Source organism: Bacillus sp. FJAT-29937 (genome assembly GCF_001509555.1).
Classification (GTDB): Bacteria; Bacillota; Bacilli; order Bacillales; family Cytobacillaceae; genus Cytobacillus.
In genome coordinates this window covers 329,112-344,970 of the sequence record NZ_LMAS01000003.1, presented here as the reverse complement: position 1 = coordinate 344,970, position 15,859 = coordinate 329,112, and the positions used below count along the sequence as shown (strand labels likewise).

The 15,859-nt window shown below is 39.4% G+C and carries 14 protein-coding genes and 1 pseudogene; 3 read left to right on the top strand and 12 right to left on the bottom strand.

The window, feature by feature from the left end:
- Window positions 1-287: 287 nt before the first annotated feature.
- The 5 genes from AR328_RS07960 to AR328_RS07940 all read right to left on the bottom strand — a co-directional run bounded on the left by AR328_RS07960 (window position 288) and on the right by AR328_RS07940 (window position 6,988).
- Window positions 288-800, bottom strand: coding sequence for an adenine phosphoribosyltransferase (locus tag AR328_RS07960; RefSeq protein WP_066292986.1), 513 nt, complete (start codon window positions 798-800; stop codon window positions 288-290).
- The gene (gene recJ / locus AR328_RS07955) at window positions 791-3,157 is read right to left on the bottom strand and encodes a single-stranded-DNA-specific exonuclease RecJ (protein ID WP_066292983.1); all 2,367 of its coding nucleotides are present in this window, start codon (window positions 3,155-3,157) and stop codon (window positions 791-793) included. Before recJ ends, AR328_RS07960 begins: the two co-directional genes overlap by 10 nt.
- A 91-nt stretch (window positions 3,158-3,248) precedes the next feature.
- Complete coding sequence (locus AR328_RS07950) at window positions 3,249-4,157, bottom strand: cation diffusion facilitator family transporter (protein ID WP_066292980.1); 909 nt, start codon at window positions 4,155-4,157, stop codon at window positions 3,249-3,251.
- 104 nt (window positions 4,158-4,261) lie between these two features.
- A complete protein-coding gene (secDF, locus tag AR328_RS07945) occupies window positions 4,262-6,526 on the bottom strand; it encodes a protein translocase subunit SecDF (RefSeq protein WP_066292978.1) in 2,265 nt (754 codons plus the stop codon).
- A 165-nt stretch (window positions 6,527-6,691) separates the two neighbouring features.
- Window positions 6,692-6,988 (bottom strand): post-transcriptional regulator, encoded by a 297-nt coding sequence (locus AR328_RS07940; RefSeq protein WP_066292976.1) that lies wholly within the window; start codon window positions 6,986-6,988, stop codon window positions 6,692-6,694.
- 123 nt (window positions 6,989-7,111) lie between these two features.
- Here AR328_RS07940 and spoVB point away from each other — a divergent pair, with 123 nt between their 5' ends.
- Complete coding sequence (spoVB, locus tag AR328_RS07935) at window positions 7,112-8,674, top strand: stage V sporulation protein B (protein ID WP_066292970.1); 1,563 nt, start codon at window positions 7,112-7,114, stop codon at window positions 8,672-8,674.
- A 25-nt stretch (window positions 8,675-8,699) separates the two neighbouring features.
- Here spoVB and AR328_RS07930 read toward each other — a convergent pair whose 3' ends face one another.
- Window positions 8,700-9,350: a DUF421 domain-containing protein gene (locus AR328_RS07930; RefSeq protein ID WP_066292967.1), complete on the bottom strand. Its 651-nt coding sequence runs from the start codon at window positions 9,348-9,350 to the stop codon at window positions 8,700-8,702.
- A gap of 165 nt (window positions 9,351-9,515) precedes the next feature.
- Here AR328_RS07930 and AR328_RS07925 point away from each other — a divergent pair, with 165 nt between their 5' ends.
- Window positions 9,516-9,932: a TIGR04086 family membrane protein gene (locus AR328_RS07925; RefSeq protein ID WP_331457187.1), complete on the top strand. Its 417-nt coding sequence runs from the start codon at window positions 9,516-9,518 to the stop codon at window positions 9,930-9,932.
- A 223-nt stretch (window positions 9,933-10,155) separates the two neighbouring features.
- Here AR328_RS07925 and yajC read toward each other — a convergent pair whose 3' ends face one another.
- The 6 genes from yajC to AR328_RS07895 form a co-directional block, all read right to left on the bottom strand.
- On the bottom strand, window positions 10,156-10,443 hold the full coding sequence (gene yajC, locus AR328_RS07920; protein ID WP_066292956.1) for a preprotein translocase subunit YajC: 288 nt from the start codon (window positions 10,441-10,443) through the stop codon (window positions 10,156-10,158).
- A gap of 74 nt (window positions 10,444-10,517) precedes the next feature.
- Complete coding sequence (gene tgt, locus AR328_RS07915; RefSeq protein WP_066292953.1) at window positions 10,518-11,657, bottom strand: tRNA guanosine(34) transglycosylase Tgt; 1,140 nt, start codon at window positions 11,655-11,657, stop codon at window positions 10,518-10,520.
- A gap of 48 nt (window positions 11,658-11,705) precedes the next feature.
- On the bottom strand, window positions 11,706-12,734 hold the full coding sequence (gene queA / locus AR328_RS07910; protein ID WP_066292950.1) for a tRNA preQ1(34) S-adenosylmethionine ribosyltransferase-isomerase QueA: 1,029 nt from the start codon (window positions 12,732-12,734) through the stop codon (window positions 11,706-11,708).
- A 56-nt stretch (window positions 12,735-12,790) separates the two neighbouring features.
- Entirely contained in the window at window positions 12,791-13,792 is a 1,002-nt protein-coding gene (gene ruvB, locus AR328_RS07905; protein ID WP_066292948.1) for a Holliday junction branch migration DNA helicase RuvB, read from the bottom strand.
- A gap of 38 nt (window positions 13,793-13,830) precedes the next feature.
- Window positions 13,831-14,442 (bottom strand): Holliday junction branch migration protein RuvA, encoded by a 612-nt coding sequence (ruvA, locus tag AR328_RS07900; protein ID WP_066292942.1) that lies wholly within the window; start codon window positions 14,440-14,442, stop codon window positions 13,831-13,833.
- A gap of 151 nt (window positions 14,443-14,593) precedes the next feature.
- On the bottom strand, window positions 14,594-15,130 hold the full coding sequence (locus tag AR328_RS07895) for an intercompartmental signaling factor BofC (protein ID WP_066292938.1): 537 nt from the start codon (window positions 15,128-15,130) through the stop codon (window positions 14,594-14,596).
- A gap of 268 nt (window positions 15,131-15,398) precedes the next feature.
- On the opposite strand from AR328_RS07895, the pseudogene AR328_RS22785 reads away from it, so the two are divergent.
- A pseudogene (locus AR328_RS22785) lies at window positions 15,399-15,854 on the top strand (shikimate kinase); the annotation flags it as partial.
- Window positions 15,855-15,859 lie beyond the last annotated feature (5 nt).

Below are 15,859 nucleotides of genomic sequence, written 5' to 3'. Positions count from 1 at the left end.
GACCTCGAGGGGGTAGGCGCTGGAGCTAGACATTTCTCAAAGTCTAGAACGCTTATGCTTTCTTAACTTTGTCATTTTCCGTTTAAAACTGTCATAACAAAATTTGAATGATTGCTACTATTATCGAAAAAAAAAGCGAATATGTAAAGGGATAGCGGTTATTTTCCTGAAAAATAAAAAGTTTGTCGAAATTTGTAAGTTTTGAACAGCATTTTAATCTTTGCTTTTTATTAATTGTAGGCGGTCGTTCCATAATAAAAAGAGCGCATTAAGCGCTCCCGTCTAAATTAATATTCCATTAAAGTCAGAATATCATATTTTCCAAGCTTATCCCGCCCATTTAAATATGACAATTCAATTAAGAAGGCAATTCCAGCTACAATTCCGCCTAGCTGTTCAACTAATTTAATAGTTGCTTCAATCGTTCCGCCAGTTGCAAGCAAATCATCCGTTATTAATACTCTTTGTCCTCGCTTGATCGCATCTTTATGGATGGTCAGAACGTCTTTCCCATATTCTAACCCATATTCAACTTTAATCGTTTCACGAGGAAGCTTCCCTTCCTTCCTAACAGGGGCAAAGCCGACTCCTAGTGAATAAGCAACAGGGCAGCCAATAATAAATCCGCGCGCCTCCGGACCTACGACTAAATCAATTTGCTTTTTTTGTGCGTATTCCACGATTTTGTCTGTGGCATATCTATATGCCTCACCATTATCCATTAATGTCGTAATATCCTTAAATTGAATCCCTGGCTTTGGCCAGTCCTGGACGATTGTAATATACTGTTTTAAGTCCATTCTTTTACTTCCTCCTCAAAATTCACAGAACCTTGGATGACTGAATCGAAAAAGCTTTTCAACTGTTGATAAGTTGAATAGAGCAATTCGCTTTCGATTGAGTACTGTTTGCGTCTTTGTTCATAAATAAGCGAATCAGTTAAATCTCGTTTTTGCGAAGTCTTATTAACGGAAATGATTCCATTGTTTATTTTAACAAAATCTAATTCAAAAAACACTTGTGACATGAAATCAATTGTTTCTTTGCTCCATCCCTTATGCTTGGCAATATTATCCCGGTATTGCTGAAGGCTAAATGGCCCCTTTTTCATGATGAAGGCATAGAACCACTTGAAATGATCTCTCGTTGGAAGTGTGCTGAAAAAGGCACTCTCCTCTTTATAGAAATGTGCATATACCCTTGAAGGATTTTTCCCGGTAAATAATTGGGCGAGAACTTCTTTAGATGGCGGAAGATCCGTTAATATCACATTTTCTTGATCGATCGTTAACGCCGCTGCTTCCTCATATGAACTTACTGTTACCATATTCTCATTTATATATGTTGGAAACTTCACAGCATTTTCTTTATTAAATACAATCCATTTTGATTTCCTTTTAGGGATCAAATCGATTAATTGTTCAAACCGTTTAATTCCCCTAATATCAAATAGCTGCCAGTCTTGAATGGCCGCATCCTGGAGAAAAATTTGCGGCTTTCGAACATTATTCCACTCATTAATCGAAAGCTCCCCAATTACAGATATTTTAGAAGAAGGGGAAATATGCTCATATAATTCTCCTAGTCCGAACCCTACGCCATCAAGGGTATTTCCTTCACTCTCAATTGTCATTTTCAAATGATTTTGATCCGAACCGATTTTTCTCATATTGGCAATGCTTGCGTCCTTAATTAAAATCTTAGGCTTCGGATTATCCATTCCAAATGGAGCGAGCATTTGCATTTCCTCTATTGAATTCAGGTGAATTTCTGACATATTTACTGTTCCATCCAACGTAGTAACTGGAATAAAGTCTTCATCTGATAATTGTTCCTTTGCCGCTGAATTGAGTCTGTTCCTAAGCTCATCAACATGATCCAGATTCAATGTCATGCCGGCAGCCATCGGATGCCCGCCGAAATGAGGCAATATATCTCGACATTCAGAAAGGTTTCTAAACAAATCAAATCCTAATATACTGCGTGCAGAGCCTTTTGCTAAGCCCTTCTCTCTATCAAAGCTTAAACAAATGACTGGACGATAAAATCTTTCAACTAGCTTTGAAGCAACAATCCCGATAACACCTGCATTCCAGCCCTCTTGACCGATAACAAGGACAGCATTTTCATCGATTGGATAATTCTCTTCCACGTGACGAATTGCTTCTTCAGCAATTTGGCTAACGATTGCTTGCCTCTCCTTGTTCATTTGTTCTATTTCCTCAGCTATCGCTTCAGCCTCATACATATCTTCAGTAAGGAGTAATTCAACAGCTGGATCCGCACTATCCAATCTCCCGGCAGCATTTAATCGCGGCGCAATCATAAACCCTACCGTTTCTTCCGTTATTGAGCCAGGGTCTACCTTGTTTTGTTTTAACAAGGCTGTTAAGCCAACATGATTAGTGGACTTAAGTTTCCTTAAGCCTCGTTTAACGATTAAACGATTTTCTCCTTTTAAGGAAACTAAATCTGCAATCGTTCCGATAGCCGCTATTTCTAGAAGATGCTCTGGCAATTTACCATAAAGAGCATGAGCTAATTTAAAAGCAACCCCAACACCAGCCAACTCACGAAATGGATACTGGCTTCCTTCGAGCTTTGGGTGGATAATAGCTAATGCATTTGGCAATTCTGGCCCTGGTTCATGGTGGTCTGTAATAATTAAATCCAGTCCAAGCTCAAGCGCTGCAGCAGCTTCCTTTACGGCAGCTATACCCGTATCAACCGTTATAATCAGTTTGATACCAATTTCCGCGGCATATTGAAAGGCTGGGATATTTGGACCGTAGCCTTCCGTAAATCGGTTCGGTATGTAGAATTCGACATTAGCGCCTAATTCCCGAAGAACCTTCATCATAACGGTCGTGCTTGTCACACCATCGGCATCATAATCTCCGAATATTAATATCGGTTCTTCTTTATCTATCGCCTTTTTTATCCGAGATACGGCAATTTCCATATCAGCTAATAAAAAAGGATCATGAAATTCTGAGTTTTGATCAACTAGAAAACTTTGTGCTAATTCTGGTGATTCAATTCCTCTATTTACAAGCAATGACGCAAGAAGAGGAGTTATATTTAATTGTTGAACGAGAAGATTTTGCTTTTCTTCATCTGATTTCCGAACAATCCAACGAGTTTTTGATTGTAACATTTGTTCACCCCTCAACCTTTTAAGTATACAAGAGGGCCCTATTTGTTTCAATGCGAAGTCTTGAAAAAAGAAAAACAGCGAAGTTCGCTGTTTAATTTTCAACATCTTCATTATAGGGATTGATATGAACAAACACATTTTTAACATTGTTCATTTGTAATAGCTTCCCCTTTACCTCTTTGCCAACTCGATGTCCCTCTTCAACCGTCATATTCGGATCAACTGAAATCTTCAAGTCAATGATGACATAATGTCCATGCTCTCTAGCATGAAGCTGATTAATTTTCTTAACCTCCGGAACACTTTCCACCGCCTCTCTTAATTCAAGTGTATCCTCTTCATGCAGCACATGATCAAGGGTGTTATGGATCGACTCTTTCCCAAGCGACCACGCCATATGGATGACCATGATGGAAACAATCACACCAGCAACAGGATCGGCATATTCCAGCCATCCGATGCCAAGCTTACCGCCGATGATCGCAGCCCCAATACCTGCCAGCGCAGCAAAGGATGAATACACATCCGAACGATGCTCATAGGCATTGACAATCAATGCATCACTATTCAACTCTTTCCCAAGCTTGTATTTATAGCGAAATAATGCCTCCTTTACAATGATTGAAAAGACAACCGCCGCAATGGCTATTGATTTTGGTGCTTCTATTGGCTGAAAAAAAGCAGTTACAGACGACTTGCCAATTTCAAATCCAACAAATAATAACAAAACAGCAACGATTATAGCTGAGATAGATTCTGCCTTCCCATGTCCATATGGATGATCTTCATCTGGCGGCTGCTTTGCTGCCTTCAAGCCTAAATAGACTGCTAAAGATCCAGCAATATCCGAAGCAGAATGTACAGCATCAGCAATTAATGCGCGGCTCCCGGCATAGACGCCAATTCCCCATTTAACAATCGCAAGGACAATGTTAATCACGATGCCAAGCATGGCTGCAAATTCTGCCTTTTTAAAACGATCATCTTTATGATTCAACATGAAACTTCCTTCCTAACAATGAACTTATTGCTAGTTTATCCTAATTTCAATGTTTATGAGCATATTTTTAAAAAAAGAAAACCCCAGGAATCCTGGGGCTTGAATTATACTTGAGGTTCATCGCTAATTTTTCGTTTTTCTTTCACTGTTTTAATAACGCCTTTTTTCTTCAATTCTTTCCCTTTCCATACGAGCCACAATTGGGCACATAAGAAAATCGAAGAATAAGCACCGGCAACCAATCCGATTAGTAAAGCGTAGGAGAAGTTACGGATGGATTCACTTCCGAATATTAAGATTCCTAATACAGCAATAAGAAGGGTTACGACCGTATTAATAGATCGTCCCATCACTTGACGTAAGCTTGAATTAACAACATCAGCAAGTTCCTCAAACGTTTTAATACGCTTTTTCTTTTGCATGTTTTCACGCATCCGGTCAAATGTAACGATTGAATCATGAAGGGAATAACCAATAACCGTTAAGACAGCCGCGATAAAGGTTAAATCAACTTCTAATCTTGTAATGCTAAAGAAAATGATGATAAAAAACGCATCATATAAAAGGCCAAGAATAGCTGCAACAGCCATATACATTTCAAAACGAATGGTCACATAAATCACGATGCCGATAGAGGCAATCAACAAAGAAATAAACCCATTTTTCGCCAGCTCTTTTCCAACTGTCGGTGAAACTGTGCTTACATTTGGTTCTGCTCCTAATTTCTCATGGAAATGGGTTTTTAACTCAGCAATTTCATCCTTGCTAAGTACTTCTTTAAATCTTGCTACACCAATTTCTTGATTGGCTCCAGATATGACAATATCATCTGTCTCAATATTTAAATCAGCTAATTGCTCTTTTACTTCAATTTTTGTTATCGGTTTATTTGATAGAAGCTCCACACGAGTACCCTGAGTGAAATCAATCCCTAAATTGAGGCCAAAAACAACCACGCAAATCAGCCCAATTCCGAGAATGGCCCCGGAAAATGCAAAGTATTTTTTCCGATGTTTAACAAAATCAAAGCGGTCAAACCTTGTCGGCAAATCAACTGTATCATAATTTTCTGCAATATCTTTAATATCACTTTTCTTAACACCAAACCAGCTTGGCTTTTTATTAAATAGATTGCTGTTTACCCAAAGTCCAAGGAGGATCCTTGAGCCATAGACAGCTGTAAGGAAGCTGACCAGGATACTAATAATCAACATCGTGGCAAACCCTTTAATGGAACTTGTCCCATAAACAAATAAAACACCAGAAACTAAGATTGTTGTAATATTAGCATCGAAAATCGTAGCTAAAGAGTTTTTGCCGCCTGCTTGAAAAGCGGACTTAACCGTTCTCCCTACGCGAATTTCTTCTTTAATTCTTTCGTACGTAATAATGTTGGCATCGACTGCCATTCCAACCCCAAGAATAAGGGCGGCAATACCAGGAAGCGTCAATACCGCATTCATCCAGTCAAATATAAGGAGAATTAAATAAATATAAATCGACAGTGCCACAGTAGCGATAAATCCTGGGAATCGGTAGTAAAGAATCATAAATAAGTAAATAAGCGCAATACCGATAATCCCGCCTAAAACGGTTTTGTTTAAGGCTTGCTCCCCAAATTGGGCACCAACAGATGTTGAATACACTTCAGTTAATTTAACAGGGAGAGATCCTGCATTTAATAAATCTGCTAATGTCTTTGCTTCCTCGACGGTGAAGCTTCCAACTATAGAGACCGTATCCTGGTTAAATACTTGACTTACAGCTGGTGCAGAGATATATCCTGGCTCTGCTTTCATTGCTTCTTCTCGGAAAGTAGTACCTTCCTCAAAATCGAGCCAAATGATAAGCAGATTATTAGGTACCCCCATACTGACAATTCGTTCGGTTACCTCTTTAAATTTACTTGCACTTTTCAGTTTAATGGAAACACTTGGCTTTCCATTTTCATCAAAAGTTTGCTTAGCTCCGCCCTCTGCCAAATCAGATCCATCCATCAATGGTTCATCATTTACATCTCGGAATGTCAGATTGGCTTCAGTGGAGAGAATTTCACGCGCTTGTTTCTGATCAGTCACTCCAGCAAGCTGGACACGAACTCTATTCTCCCCCTCAATTTGAATATTAGGCTCACTTACTCCTAATACGTTTACGCGCTTATTCAAGGCTTTTGCCGTACTGGCTAAAACAGTATTATCAATTTTTTGATTTTTATCAATCGGTGATACTTCATAAAGAACCTCGAATCCACCTTGAAGATCCAGTCCAAGCTTAATATCTTTTAGAATATTATTTGTTGTTGTACCCATCAAACTTCCAATCAATAATACAATCAGAAAGAAGGCAACAATGCGTCCTCGCTTAACCATTATGAAAACGTCCTCCTTAAATACAAGCCCCAAAAAGGCTCACAGCATAAAACCATAACTATCTATCTCATCATTTCATACTGATGATTCGACTAGAATTCCATTTATCATTATGAAACAGTTTGCAAAAGCTGTCAATTACCCGAAAAGCGGAAGCGCCTTTTGTCATTTCAAAAGCTTACGACGCTCCTCCTCATCATCAAATGCAAAGTCTGCCTCTTTAAAAGCTTCGACTGTGGCATAATTGAAATACTCGCCAACCTTTACGGAAAGAATGTCCTGAACAATTTCAGCTATTCTCTTATTTTCATCGGCTTTCCTCCACTTTTTTCTCTTTAGAAAATTCCAAAGCTCCCGTTCAGACACTTGGCCATACCCTAATAAAGCAAACTCCTCTTGCTTACTTTGCAGCGCAGGTTTCAATTCGTTCCGAAGATGATCATATGTATGGCTGATTTCCATAACAGCCGCCTCCTTAATCAAATTAAAGGAAATATTAAACTTTTGCTTGTCATGCTTTGTCCACTTCCTAGCATATAGTTAATTGTATATGATAACACCTATTTTGAGAAGGCAGGGAGCCCAATGTCGAAGTTTTTAAAAGGAACGATGATTTTACTGGCAGCTGGACTTGTTACAAGGGTGCTTGGGTTTATTAATCGGATTGTTATCGCAAGATTTATTGGGGAAGAAGGCGTAGGTTTATACATGATGGCTTTCCCGACTTTAATTCTTGCCGTTACTATAACACAGCTCGGTTTACCTGTAGCTATATCAAAAAATGTCGCTGAAGCAGAGGCAAGAGGGGATAAAGCAAAGGTTAAGAAAATATTAGTCGTATCATTAGCGACGACTATTTCTCTTTCTGCCATTTTTACACCGGCATTGATTTTCTTAGCCCCTTATTTATCTAAAACATTATTTACCGATTCACGCACATATCTTCCTTTGATGGCCATTGCACCAATCGTTCCAATCATTGCCATTTCTTCAGTAATAAGGGGTTATTTTCAAGGCCGGCAAAATATGAAGCCTGCTGCTATTTCCCAAATGCTTGAGCAGGTCGTAAGGATTACATTAATTGCAGCGATGACGAAAGCGTTTCTTCCATACGGGATTGAATATGCTGCGGCAGGCGCCATGCTTGCGTCAGTAATTGGGGAATTAGCATCACTTATCTATTTAATAACGACCTTCAAAATCAAAAAGAAATTCAAGGTCCGGAAGCACTTCTTTAAGTCCGTCAAAACAGGAAAAAGCACTTTTAAAGATTTAATGAGCATTGCCCTTCCAACTACAGGAAGTCGAATGATTGGTTCCTTGGCGTGGTTTTTTGAGCCCATCGTTGTTTCCCATAGTCTTGCCATTGCAGGGGTGGCGGCTATCGCTGCAACGAAGCAGTATGGGGCGCTAACCGGCTTTGCTTTACCCTTGTTAATGCTTCCATCATTTATTACTCACTCGCTGTCAACTGCTTTAGTTCCAGCCATTAGTGAAGCAAATTCTAAAAATCAGCATCATATTATAGAATACCGGCTGCAGCAGGCACTTCGACTTACTTTTTTAACTGGCGGCTTAGCTGTCGTTATATTATTCGTCCTGTCAGATGAATTGATGAAGGTCATGTATGGATCAAATAGCGGGGCACAATTTATAAAGCTGATGGCGCCATTTTTCATCTTTTATTACTATCAAGGTCCGCTTCAGGCTACCCTCCAGGCATTAAATTTAGCAAGAGCTGCTATGATTAATAGCTTAATTGGAGCCGTTATCAAAACCGCAGTCATTTTTATTTTGGCAAGTCAGCCTGCATTCGGTATTAACGGCGTAGCAATGGGGATTCTCGTTGGATTCGTTCTTGTCACACTGCTGCACTTCGCAACTGTGTTAAAAGCCATTTCTTTTACATTTTATGTACGCGACTACTTGAAAACCTTTTTGGTCATGGGGCTATCAGGATGGGGAGGATTTTGGCTGCTTCAAAATTTAAACACACAGTTTACTCTCGCCATTCAGGTACTGATCATTACATTCATCATCACGAAAATTTATTTAATACTTACTCTCTTGCTTGGACTTGTGAAAAAGGATGAAGTCAGCCGTATACCTTGGATCGGCAAACCATTTTCAAGATTTGTCTTTAAATAAAAAGTAAGAGACCTTATGGTGTCCCTTACTTTTTTTCATCCTTTAAATCAATATAAAACTGGCCATTTTCATAGCTGCAAAATGAAATACTCTGAATGTTCGTATATCCTCTTTGCCGAAGCTGCTGGCGAAGCCAAATATTCGTTTTGTTTATTTCTTCAAGGCTCGTTTCTTGTACGATGCCATCTAAAATAAGCGGGATTGTTGGATTTCCTTTTTTCTTTTTCTCTTTCTTAAAGACAGATAATTCCCCTGTTGTTTCCAAAATGGCAAACTCAACATCAGTAATATTTCTAATATCCTTTCCTCTTAGTTGGAGGAGCAGATCATCGAAGTTATACCTATGTTTTCTCATCACCTCTTCATCAATCTTTCCTCTATTGATAATAACTGATGGCTTTCCATCCACTAGATCGCGGAACTTCTTGCTCTTCATTGCAGTATAGGAAAGTGCGATTTGAATGAGCATCAGAACGACCATTGGCATAATATTAAGGAAAAGAGGCTTCTTTAAATTTTCAATTGCCAAAACTGCCATCTCGGCAATCATAATAGAAATAACAAAGTCAATCACACTTAACTGCCCAATTTCCTTTTTACCCATCATTCTAAAAATAAGCAAGATTAAAATATAAACAAAAACTGTTCGTAATAAAAGTGTCGTGTAATCCCCCATAACTATTTCCCTCCAAGTGACATTCTCTATTATTATTGACAAGAAGAAGCGAAACATGTAATAAATTTTTTCCAAATTGAAGTTTCCATTAAAGTTTCCGATTCTATTTCCCAAAAGCCTGAATATGCTTGTACTAGCAGGATTCTTGTACCAATCTGCGGGTAAATAAAAAGAGGGGAGAGGGAAAATATAGAAGAATCAAGAAATATCGGTGGTGCTATTCTTTATGGGATTATTGCAGTTTTTGTACTAGCCTTGGTCAGCAGCTTAATATTTTCACTATTATTAAGATTTACTTCTTTACAGGAGTCATCCTTACAATTTGTCATTACTGCAATATCCTTCATTTCGTTATTTATGGGCGGCTTCATTTCGGGCGGCAAGGGAAAACAAAAGGGATGGCTTCTCGGGGGATTAACAGGGCTAATTTATTCGATCATCATTTTTCTTTATCAATATTTAGGATTGGACAGTGTATTTAATACAGAGCAAATTATTTATCATACATGCTATATGCTGACCGCGATGATGGGCGGCATATTAGGTGTTAATATGTCGAATAAGTCAACTAGAAATGCATAGAAAAGCGCAAGCGCCTTCGGAACAATCAAAGACCGGATTGTTCCTGCGATGAATATTCTTTGGAGCCTTCCTTAGTGTTCACCCCCGACAAGCACAAGACGAGCCTCCCGGAAAGGTGAGCTCTGCCTTTCAGGATTGGCTTGTGATCTCGAGGGGGTAGGCGCTGGAGCTAGACATGTAATAAAAAAAGAAGCGGAATTTTACAATCCCCGCTTCTTTTTTATTAGGATTTTGCAAGCATATCTCCGCCAGCTGACTCTGTTACTTCGCGAATCGCTGCACGATCGTATGTAAGACGGCTTCCATCACCACATTTAATGACAACTTTCCCTTCATCAATTGCATCGACAAAGCCATGCAGGCCCCCGATTGTAACAATCTTATCTCCCTTTTTCAGGCCGCCCTGCATTGTTTGCACCGCCTTTTGGCGCTTTTGCTGCGGACGAATAAGCAAGAAATAAAATAGAACAAACATTAACAATAGAGGTCCAATTGTTCCTAACATTTCCATTTACTTTCCCTCCTTCCATATAAAAAGATTTTCCTCAAAAAGTCAGGGTTTGTCCATCTTTTTGAATATGCAAATTAGAAATTTTTCGCATTAGGCTTATTAAAACCGTATTTTTCGAAAAACTCTTCTCTAAAGTCACCAAGTCGATCTTCTCTGATCGCTTGTCTGACCCCTTCCATCAATTTTAGCAGAAAATATAGATTATGGTAAGTCGTAAGTCGAATTCCGAAAGTTTCATCACAGCGAATTAAATGCCGGATATAAGCACGGCTGTAATTTCGACAAGTATAGCAATCACAATGCTCATCAATTGGGCCAAAATCTTTGGCATATTTTGCATTCTTTACAACTAAACGGCCTTCACTTGTCATTAATGTACCATTTCTTGCGATTCTAGTTGGCAGCACGCAATCAAACATATCTACGCCGCGAATGGCTCCATCAATTAATGAATCAGGTGATCCAACCCCCATTAAGTATCTTGGTTTATCAGATGGGAGTAATGGTGTTGTAAATTCAAGCACACGATTCATAATATCCTTTGGCTCACCAACTGATAATCCACCGATAGCATAGCCAGGGAAATCAAGTGAAACTAAGTCCTTTGCACTTTGCTTTCGTAACTCTTCATATTCTCCGCCTTGAACAATGCCGAAAAGACCTTGGTCACTTGGCCTTTTATGCGCCTGCAAACAGCGCTCAGCCCATCTGGAAGTTCGTTCTACTGACTTCTTCATATATTCGAAAGTGGCCGGGAATGGCGGACATTCATCAAATGCCATCATAATATCGGAGCCCAACGAGTTTTGAATCTCCATTGCTTTTTCCGGTGATAAAAAGAGCTTATCTCCATTTAAATGATTGCGAAAATGGACCCCTTCCTCTTCAATCTTGCGGAATTCGCTTAAGCTAAATACTTGGAAGCCTCCCGAGTCGGTTAAGATAGCACGGTCCCAGTTCATAAATTTATGCAAACCGCCAGCTTCCTCAACGATCTCCTGCCCCGGACGAAGCCAAAGGTGGTATGTATTACTTAGGATAATCCCCGCTCCCATTTCCTTTAAATCCTCAGGGGACATCGTCTTGACGGTTGCAAGCGTACCGACAGGCATGAACACTGGGGTTTCAAAGGAGCCATGCGGCGTATGAACTCGTCCAAGACGAGCACCCGTTTGTTTACATGTTTTAATTAATTCATAGCGAATTGCTGTCAATTCAGTTTTCTCCTTCCATGATTAAACCATTTCGGTACAACCACTTTTTCATAAAATTAGCATAGCATCCCCAAAGCTGAAGAATCGATATTTTTCTTCCACAGCTTTATTGTATGCCTGCAGTACATTTTCTCTGCCAGCTAGAGCACTAACTAGCATGATAAGCGTAGATTTAGGTAAATGAAAGTTTGTAATCATCCCGTCAATTCCCTTGAATTCATAGCCGGGATAAATAAATATATCTGTCCAGCCGCTTGCCTCTTCAAACCGGCCATCATGTTTTGATGCAATTGTTTCCAATGTTCTTGTAGAAGTCGTCCCGACTGTAATAATTCTGCCGCCGTTTTCACGAACCTTATTTAAAAGATTCGCCGTCCCTTCTGTCATTTGATAAAACTCCGCATGCATATCATGCTCATCAATTTCCTCTACACTTACTGGCCTGAAGGTGCCAAGACCGACATGGAGTGTAATAAATGCAATATGGACACCGAGTTTTTTTATTTCTTCTAATAATTCCTCTGTAAAATGGAGTCCTGCCGTAGGTGCAGCAGCAGAGCCTCTTTCACGAGCAAAAACAGTCTGATACCGTTCCCGGTCCTCTAATTGCTCCTTTATGTATGGCGGAAGCGGCATCTCGCCTAATTGATCGAGCACCTCATAGAAAATGCCCTCATAATGAAATTCAAGGGTTCTTCCTCCATGATCTGAACTTCCAACACAAACAGCTGAAAGAAGTCCATTTCCAAATTCAATCCTAGCTCCCTCTTTGATCCGTTTCGCAGGCTTTACTAGCGTTTCCCATACATCCCCATCCTGCTGTTTCAATAGAAGCACTTCGATTTTTGCACCGGTGCCTTCTTTCTCCCCTAAAAGTCTTGCTGGAAGGACCTTTGTATCATTTAAGACAAGGCAATCCCCAGCTTTTAGGTGGTCTTTCAAATGTTTAAATGTATCATGTGTGATTGCACCAGTCGTTTTATCAAGGACCATTAATCTGCTGCTAGTCCTATCGGTAAGAGGAGTCTGTGCAATAAGTTCCTCCGGTAAATGAAAATCAAATAAGTCTACTTTCATGCTGACACCAACTTTAATATTATTCTTCTTATCTCGATTTATACAAAACGGATGGATTAATCTTCAGGCACTTCTATTTGTAAATGCCGGTATACCAAATCTGTCACAATCCGTCCTCGCGGTGTCCGCTGAAGAAACCCAATTTGCAATAAGTAAGGTTCATATACATCTTCGATTGTAAGTGATTCCTCACCGATTGTTGCGGCAATCGTTTCTAATCCGACAGGGCCTCCACGGAACTTTTCAATGATTCCTCTTAATAATTTATGGTCAATATGATCAAGACCTAAACGGTCAACCTGAAGAAGCTCCAAAGCTTCATTTGCTTGGATCTCATCAATTGTGCCGTTCCCTTTAACTTGGGCAAAATCTCTCACCCTTCTTAGCAGTCTATTAGCAATACGCGGAGTCCCTCTAGACCTTCTTGCAATTTCGGCTGCGGCCAAACGATCAATCTCCGTATCTAATACTTCCGCTGTCCTAGTCACAATCTCCTGAAGCTGTTTTTCATTATAGTATTCCAATCTGCTAAGTACTCCGAATCGATCTCGTAAAGGAGCCGATAAAGAACCCGCCCTAGTTGTAGCTCCCACTAGTGTAAATGGGGGGAGATCTAGCCTAACGGATCTTGCACTCGGGCCTTTTCCGATAACAATATCTAGACAGAAGTCTTCCATTGCTGGATACAATACCTCTTCAATGGTCCTTGGCAGACGGTGAATTTCGTCGATAAATAGCACATCTCCAGGCTCTAGTGCTGTAAGAATAGCTGCAAGATCTCCAGGTCTCTCAATAGCAGGTCCAGCTGTCGTGCGGATATTCACACCCATTTCATTCGCAATAATGGCTGCCAGGGTCGTTTTCCCAAGGCCTGGCGGACCGTAAAGTAAACAATGGTCAAGCGTTTCCTGACGGAGCTTAGCCGCTTTAATAAAGATTTCCAAGTTTTCCTTAACCTTATCCTGACCGATATATTGTTTTAAATTCTGGGGACGTAAGCTTTGTTCAAATGAAAGATCCTGCAGATCTGCCTCACTAGAAATTATCCGTTCTTCCATATCATCACCACAATTTCACTTAGTTTATAACTAAGCTATTATTTTAACAGCCTTTGCAGCGCTTTTTTTATGTATTGGTCTGTTGTTAGTTTCTCTTTTTTTAATGCTGGAGATATTTTGTTAATCTCCTTTTCCGAATATCCTAGCGCCTTTAATGCAAGGATTGCCTCCTCAAATTCAGGGCAATGGTCATTCATTTGAAGATGTAATTTATCCTGTGAAAATAAATCCGGAAAAAAGTCCGGGACAATATTTTGCAATTTCCCTTTTAGATCTAGTATCATTTGTCTTGCTGTTTTTTTACCGACTCCCGGGAATTTCACAAGGAATGCTTCATCTTCATTTTCAATCGCCTGAACAACTTGTTCCGGTTCCCCTGATGCTAGAATGGCCAATGCTCCCTTTGGACCAATTCCAGTAACATCTAATAGTTTAATAAACAGCGTTTTCTCTTCTCTCGATTGAAAACCGTATAAAGCTATGACATCCTGCCTCACATGATAGTAAGTGAATACTTTAGCCTCCTGCCCTAAATCCTTTGAAAAACTAAATGGATTTGGCGTAGAGATTTGGTAGCCTATCCCGTTATTCTCGATGACAACAAATTCGGGCCCTATATAGTCAACCCGCCCTTTAATAAATTCATACAATGCCTTTTCGCTCCTCTAATTTGCTGTACATCATTGTATCATACTTTACTTATATTCGTAGAAAAAATAGCTGCAAAAACGAAGGCTAAATAGGTAAATAATCATCCAAAAAAACAGTGACAGCTACAATAAATGCAGCTGTCACTGTTTATTAATTTGCTTGTTTTTCAACTTTTGAGTAAGACTTAAATGTTTCCAGCACTTCTACATATTGTTCCTTTGTTTTTATTGGGATTCCTTTTTTTAATTCCTCACACTTTTTGCTCTCGAGCCGGCCTAAGTCAATCTGAAAAAAGGACTGGATTATATTTGATTTATGCGGCTTTCCATTAAAGATCGTTAGTACCCCTTTATCAGTAATGCCAAAATAACCGTTCGCTTTCAGTAATGGAGATATGTCATCCATGTATTTCCGAAAGATCATTTTATCTTCTTCCATATCTATAAGCTGCCATTCGTCATATTTCGCCCAAAATTCTTCTTTGGACCAGATTGTTTCCGTAAGCAGTTCCTGGCTTATCTCTCCATCCATATACATACGCTCCAAAACGACTGTTATATGCAGCGGTTCTTCCAAAGTTGCTGGGCTGTTATTCTCCATAATTCCCTCCGCTGAACCATGAATAGGAGCATACTGAATCAGAATCATAGCTGCAAAGCAAAGGGCTATAGACCATTTGGTTCTCATTTTCGATCACCTCGTTATTGAATACGGTGCCTTTAAATTATGTTTCATATCATTAATTATTTTGACCATATTTTTCTTCCTTATCCGGTTATATTTTACAAATTTATAACTGTAAAAAGTATTCGATTAAATAACGAAATATTTAAACTATGATTAGCATGAAAGAAGTTCTATAATAAGGAAAAGTTATATTTACTTAGGGGGATTATGTATTTTGTTAAGCCGAGATATTCCTTTGAGGGAAAAAAGCATTGTTTTTATTGGATTTATGGGAGTTGGAAAAACAACAATCGGAAATCTGGTTGCTGAAAAACTAGGCCGGAAATTTATTGATACAGATGTTGAGTTAGAAAAAGAATTTCAAATGCCTATCTCCCAGGTTTTTACTCAGCTAGGGGAGAAGGAGTTTAGGGAGAAGGAAAAAGCACTCATTATGAAATTGAGCCAAGAAAGATCCCTTATTCTATCTCTTGGCGGAGGAGCCTTTCTTCAGAAAGAAATAAGAGAAGCCTGTTTAGCGAATTGTATTGTTGTTAATATTCACCTGCCTTGGGAGAGCTGGAAGGAAAGAATTCCTTTACTAATGGAAAGCCGCCCTGTGCTGCAAGGGAAATCATTAGAAGAAATCCATGAGCTCTTTCAAAAAAGACAGGAGATTTATGCTCATTACCATCATAAGTTTGAAACAGAAAATCTAGAAGCGGAAGAAGTTTCTGACGAGATTGTAAA

Coding starts and splice junctions, on each gene's coding strand:
- AR328_RS07960 (WP_066292986.1), bottom strand. CDS start 800: ATGGACTTAAAACAGTATATTACAATCGTCCAGGACTGGCCAAAGCCA.
- recJ (WP_066292983.1), bottom strand. CDS start 3,157: ATGTTACAATCAAAAACTCGTTGGATTGTTCGGAAATCAGATGAAGAA.
- AR328_RS07950 (WP_066292980.1), bottom strand. CDS start 4,157: ATGTTGAATCATAAAGATGATCGTTTTAAAAAGGCAGAATTTGCAGCC.
- secDF (WP_066292978.1), bottom strand. CDS start 6,526: ATGGTTAAGCGAGGACGCATTGTTGCCTTCTTTCTGATTGTATTATTG.
- AR328_RS07940 (WP_066292976.1), bottom strand. CDS start 6,988: ATGGAAATCAGCCATACATATGATCATCTTCGGAACGAATTGAAACCT.
- spoVB (WP_066292970.1), top strand. CDS start 7,112: ATGTCGAAGTTTTTAAAAGGAACGATGATTTTACTGGCAGCTGGACTT.
- AR328_RS07930 (WP_066292967.1), bottom strand. CDS start 9,350: ATGGGGGATTACACGACACTTTTATTACGAACAGTTTTTGTTTATATT.
- yajC (WP_066292956.1), bottom strand. CDS start 10,443: ATGGAAATGTTAGGAACAATTGGACCTCTATTGTTAATGTTTGTTCTA.
- queA (WP_066292950.1), bottom strand. CDS start 12,734: ATGAAAGTAGACTTATTTGATTTTCATTTACCGGAGGAACTTATTGCA.
- ruvB (WP_066292948.1), bottom strand. CDS start 13,792: ATGGAAGAACGGATAATTTCTAGTGAGGCAGATCTGCAGGATCTTTCA.
- AR328_RS07895 (WP_066292938.1), bottom strand. CDS start 15,130: ATGAGAACCAAATGGTCTATAGCCCTTTGCTTTGCAGCTATGATTCTG.